1 protein-coding gene is annotated in these 1,442 nt (G+C 73.1%); it reads left to right on the forward strand.

Going from position 1 to position 1,442, the window contains the following annotated elements; translation table 11 throughout:
• A partial coding sequence (locus tag TSO221_RS34490) for an NAD-glutamate dehydrogenase domain-containing protein (protein WP_146209008.1) occupies positions 1-1,442 on the forward strand: 1,442 nt, incomplete at both ends.

A 1,442-nucleotide genomic window follows, 5' to 3' on the forward strand; every position in this document is an offset into this window, starting at 1 on the left:
CTGCGCGCCCGGGTGGTCGGCGAGGGCGCCAACCTCGGCGTCACCCAGCGCGGCCGCATCGAGGCGGCGCAGCACGGCGTGCGCCTCAACACCGACGCCATCGACAACTCGGCCGGGGTGGACACCTCGGACCACGAGGTGAACATCAAGATCCTGCTCGGCGACGTGGTGGTGCGCGGCGACATGACGCTCAAGCAGCGCGACCAGCTGCTGGTGGCGATGACCGACGAGGTGGCGGGGCTGGTGCTCGCCGACAACTACCTGCAAAGCCAGGCGCTGACCATCGCCCAGGCGCGCGGGGCGGAGCTGCTGGAGGCGCAGGCGCGCTTCGTCCGGTCGCTGGAGAAGGCCGGGCGGCTGAACCGCGCCATCGAATACCTGCCCGACGAGGAGGAGCTGGCGGCGCGCATGGCCAACCGGCAGGGGCTGACGCGGCCGGAGCTGGCGGTGCTGCTGGCCTACGCCAAGATCACGCTGTACGACGAGCTGCTGGCCTCCGAGCTGCCGGACGACCCGTTCATGCACGAGGACCTCGTGCGCTACTTCCCCGCCCCGCTGCGCGAGCGCTTCGGCGAGGCGATCGGGCGGCACCGGCTGCGGCGCGAGATCGTGGCGACGGGGGTGACCAACTCGATCGTCAACCGGGTGGGGCCGGTGTTCGTCAAGGAGATGATGGAGAAGACCGGCATGGGCCCGGCGGACGTGGCGCGGGCGTACGCGGTGGTGCGCGACGCCTTCCAGCTGCGGCCGCTGTGGAAGGCCATCGAGGAGCTGGACACCCGGGTGCCGGCCGGGGTGCAGACGGCGATGCTGGTGGAGACGATCCGGCTGCTGGAGCGGACGGTGGCGTGGTTCCTGACCGGCGGCGCGCACCCGCTGTCGATCGCGGCGGAGGCGGAGACCTACCGGCCGGGGGTGGAGGCGCTGACCTCGAACCTGGACGCGGTGCTGGACGCCGAGGAGGCGGCGCGGCTGGCGGCGCGGGCGGCGGTGTACGCGGCGGACGGGGTTCCGGAGGATCTGGCGAAGCGGATCGCGGCGCTGCCGGTGCTGGCCTCGGCGCCGGACCTGGTGCGGATCGCGGCGCGGACGGGGCGCGCGGTGGCCGGGGTGGCGGCGGTGTACTTCCAGCTCGGGCGGCGTTTCGGGCTGGAGTGGCTGCGCGACAAGGCGGCGGCGGCGAAGACGGAGAACCACTGGCAGAAGCAGGCGGTGGCGGCGATCGTCGACGACCTGTTCGCGCACCAGACGGCGCTGACGGTGCGGGTGCTCGACGGCGTTTCGAACGGCGGGAACGGGCACCCGGTGGACGACTGGATCGCCCAGCGCCGCCCGGTGGTCGAGCGCGTCGAGCAGCTGGTCTCCGAGCTGCGCACCCAGGCCAACGTCGACCTCGCCATGCTCGCCGTCGCAAACCGCCAGCTCAGGGGGTTGACGGCGGG

Source organism: Azospirillum sp. TSO22-1 (assembly GCF_003116015.1).
GTDB lineage: Bacteria > Pseudomonadota > Alphaproteobacteria > Azospirillales > Azospirillaceae > Azospirillum.